General features: G+C 47.3%; 5 protein-coding genes. 3 read left to right on the plus strand and 2 right to left on the minus strand.

Going from position 1 to position 3,258, the window contains the following annotated elements; all coding sequences use genetic code 11:
* Positions 1-92: 92 nt before the first annotated feature.
* A complete protein-coding gene (locus tag LCF59_RS17555) occupies positions 93-392 on the minus strand; it encodes an RNA-binding domain-containing protein (RefSeq protein WP_292288915.1) in 300 nt (99 codons plus the stop codon).
* Positions 393-543: 151 nt separating this feature from the next.
* Here LCF59_RS17555 and LCF59_RS17560 point away from each other — a divergent pair, with 151 nt between their 5' ends.
* Positions 544-1,335, plus strand: a complete 792-nt coding sequence (locus LCF59_RS17560) for a hypothetical protein (RefSeq protein ID WP_292288916.1) — start codon at positions 544-546, stop codon at positions 1,333-1,335.
* Here LCF59_RS17560 and xseB read toward each other — a convergent pair.
* Complete coding sequence (gene xseB / locus LCF59_RS17565) at positions 1,332-1,535, minus strand: exodeoxyribonuclease VII small subunit (RefSeq protein ID WP_292288917.1); 204 nt, start codon at positions 1,533-1,535, stop codon at positions 1,332-1,334. The genes LCF59_RS17560 and xseB overlap by 4 nt on opposite strands.
* A gap of 364 nt (positions 1,536-1,899) precedes the next feature.
* Between xseB and LCF59_RS17570 the strand changes: the two genes are divergently transcribed.
* Both LCF59_RS17570 and LCF59_RS17575 read left to right on the plus strand, forming a co-directional pair.
* Positions 1,900-2,658 carry an electron transfer flavoprotein subunit beta/FixA family protein gene (locus LCF59_RS17570; RefSeq protein ID WP_292288918.1) on the plus strand — a complete coding sequence of 253 codons (759 nt, stop codon included), beginning with the start codon at positions 1,900-1,902 and terminating at the stop codon, positions 2,656-2,658.
* Positions 2,658-3,258 (plus strand): electron transfer flavoprotein subunit alpha/FixB family protein (locus LCF59_RS17575; protein ID WP_367273422.1); only part of this gene is annotated, 601 nt, incomplete at its 3' end. The genes LCF59_RS17570 and LCF59_RS17575, both read left to right, overlap by 1 nt.

Here is a 3,258-nt window from a genome sequence, read left to right on the forward strand (position 1 = left end):
AGTTCCTGGTTCAAATAAATAAAGATGAGTCCCTCAATAGATGATATTTGGCTTGCCCTTTATTTATTTGAACCAGGAACTACTAGTTACAATCAGGAATCATTTACGGTTATTGATGGTCCTTGTTCCTTAAATGATGGGGTAGATCTTGGGAAAACATATGCTTTTGAAAATAAAACTGTAATTTGGAAGATGAAAGTGAAAGATAATCCTGTTTGGAAGAATGGGATTACGCCATTATCTTTAACTCCAATCAGGAGTTTGCCACCATCCGTATTAGCAAAAGCTACAAGTGACCTTGCAATTTTTCTGGCATCGTTCACCGCAAACTTAAAATCCTGCTTTTGATGCTCACCTTCTCTTATTAACTGCTGTATATAACTTTTACTCACCGTATTCTCAATTTGAATTAACAAAAATAGTGACTATTCAATAAATAAAAGATTCTTCAATGCTTTATTGTTATAGAAAAGTACTTTTGTAACGGAAATAATTTCTTGTAATTTTATTTTTTCAGTCTTATCTTTTCTTGAATGTCGTACTATGATTCTAATTGCAGATAGTGGTGGTACAAATACCATGTGGGCGCTTATTGATAAGCATAACGTTGAGTATGTTAAATCAGCTGGTATGCATCCTTCACAGTTGGGCTATGGTATGATTTTTCCACCGGCTTTGGAAAGGCATCGTAATTATATCACCGAGCTTTATTTTTATGGTACTGGCTGCGCAAGGCAGCAGGGTAGAGAAAAGGTTAAGCAGTTTTTAGCAAATTGGTTTTCCAATGCTCATATAACGGTTTTTTCCGATTTAATGGCACTTGCCCATGCCGGATGGGGTGATGAGGCCGGAAATGTTGCTATACTTGGTACAGGGTCTTCTATGGCTTACTACGATGGGTTTAAACTAAACTTTGAAGTGTGGTCGCCCGGGAAAGAGAAAGATCCCGGGAGTGGCACCGATCTGGCTCTGCAGATTCTTAAGCTCTACGAAGATGCTGCATTATCAGATGATATCAGTGGTGATTTGCAAAAATTTTTAAACAAAAAACTGGAGCAAGAAGATGAAAATGGGTTATTAGCCCGTTATATAATGCAAAATCAGCATAATGTAGTGCTTTCAGAGCTTTGTGTAAAGCAATTTTCCAGCTTCTTTGAGTTTTATGCCCTCTTGCTGCAAAAATATCCTTTTCCTATAGTATTTGGTGGTTCTATAGCCTATTTGAGCTCCCGATTGCTGAATAATGTCGCAAAAAAACACAACCTAAAAATTCATTCAATTATAAGGGAGCCAATATATCCGTTGGTAGAATTATACCTGAACCGTAAGGTTTAACTGTTATCCTGGTCTTCGTCTAAAATCTCGTTTACCTTGTCTTCAGTGGTTTTTAGGTGATCTTTACATTTTTTTATCAATTGTGAAGCACGCTTAACTTTTGTGCTAAGTTCATCAATTTCAAGGTCCCCGGCTTCAAGTTGATCTATAATTTGCTCTATTTCTTGTGTTGCTTCGCTGTAAGAAAATTTTTTCGCCATGATTTTTAGGCAAATATAGTATTTTTATTATTCATCATGATGAAAACGTAAGGTTAAGTAAATGTTATTATATGGTTTTGTTTTGAAAATATGGTTTCCTTTAGGTACTTTAGCTTTAAACGAAAAGTTATGAAAGTATTAATATTGTTTTTATTCCTTGTACTACTAGCTAAGTTTTCTTTATCCCAGAACATTACTTTGTCAGATGATGAAAGTTATGAGGCTCACAGTAGTGCAATGGTAGATATTTATTCCAAAACAAAAGGGCTACTGGTTCCCCGGGTTACAAACGAGTAAGAACGGCGGGGATAGTATCGGGAACGGTCGCTTTACGGCTGTTCCGCCAATCTGAGGAGACCACGCAATGAAGGTGCTTGTGCCTGTGAAACGCGTGATCGACTACAACGTGAAGGTCCGTGTCAAGGCGGACGGATCGGGTGTCGATCTTGCAAATGTCAAAATGTCGATGAACCCGTTCGACGAGATCGCTGTCGAAGAGGCCATCCGCCTCAAGGAGGCCGGAAAGGCCGAAGAGGTGGTCGCCGTGTCGATCGGCGTGAAGCAGGCCCAGGAAACGCTGCGCACCGCGCTGGCGATGGGCGCGGACCGGGCGATTCTGGTCGTGGCCGCCGATGACGTGCATACCGATATCGAGCCGCTGGCGGTTGCCAAGATCCTTGCCAAGGTCGTCGAAGAGGAACAGCCAGGTCTTGTCCTGACGGGCAAGCAGGCGATCGACAACGACATGAACGCCACCGGCCAGATGCTGAGCGCGCTGCTGGGCTGGAGCCAAGCGATGTATGCCAATAATATCGACATCGAGGGCGACAATGCCGTCGTCACACGCGAGGTCGATGGCGGGTTGCAGACGATCAAGGTCAAGATGCCGACCATCATTTCGACCGATCTGCGCCTAAACGAGCCGCGCTATGCCTCTTTGCCCAACATCATGAAGGCCAAGAAAAAGCCGCTCGATGAAAAGACGGCGGAGGATTACGGCGTCGACGTGACCCCGCGCCTGCAGATCGTCGAAACAACCGAGCCCGAAGCGCGTCAGGCTGGCGAGATCGTGCCGGACGTGGACACGCTGGTTGCGAAACTCAAAGAAAAGGGGGCTGTGTGATGGCTGTTCTTGTTCTTGCCGAAGTCAATGACGGAGCCCTGGCGATGGATGCCACCGCCAAGGCCGTGACCGCCGCCGCCAAGCTGGGTGATGTGACCGTGCTTTGTGCAGGTGCCACCTGCGCCGCTGCCGCCGACGAGGCCGCCACGATCGAGGGCGTCGCCAAGGTTCTGTGCGCCGAGGATGCGCTTTACGGGCACCGCCTTGCGGAACCCGTGGCGCAGCTGGTGGCCGATCTTGCCGCCGATTACGATCATGTCGTCGCGCCCGCCACCACGGATGCCAAGAACATCCTGCCGCGCGTCGCCGCGCTGCTGGATGTGATGGTCATCACCGACGCCTCGGGCGTGGTCGATGCCGACACGTTCGAGCGTCCGATCTATGCCGGCAACGCCATCCAGAAGGTGAAATCCTCGGATGCCAAGAAGGTCGTGAGCTTCCGCACCTCGACCTTTGATGCGGCTGGCACCGGCAATTCCGCCCCGGTCGAGAAAATCGGCGCTGCCGCCGATCCGGGCCTGTCGGAATGGGTCGAGGACAAGGTTGCCGAATCCGACCGCCCGGAACTCACCTCGGCGGGTATCGTCGTTTCGGGTGGCC

Origin of the sequence: Marivita sp., from assembly GCF_020055675.1 — a bacterium.
In the GTDB taxonomy this organism is placed as follows: domain Bacteria; phylum Pseudomonadota; class Alphaproteobacteria; order Rhodobacterales; family Rhodobacteraceae; genus Marivita.

What these genes read in the sequence shown, in the direction of transcription:
- LCF59_RS17560 (WP_292288916.1), top strand. Translation starts at nt 544, where the DNA reads ATGATTCTAATTGCAGATAGTGGTGGTACAAATACCATGTGGGCGCTT.
- LCF59_RS17570 (WP_292288918.1), top strand. Translation starts at nt 1,900, where the DNA reads ATGAAGGTGCTTGTGCCTGTGAAACGCGTGATCGACTACAACGTGAAG.
- xseB (WP_292288917.1), bottom strand. Translation starts at nt 1,535, where the DNA reads ATGGCGAAAAAATTTTCTTACAGCGAAGCAACACAAGAAATAGAGCAA.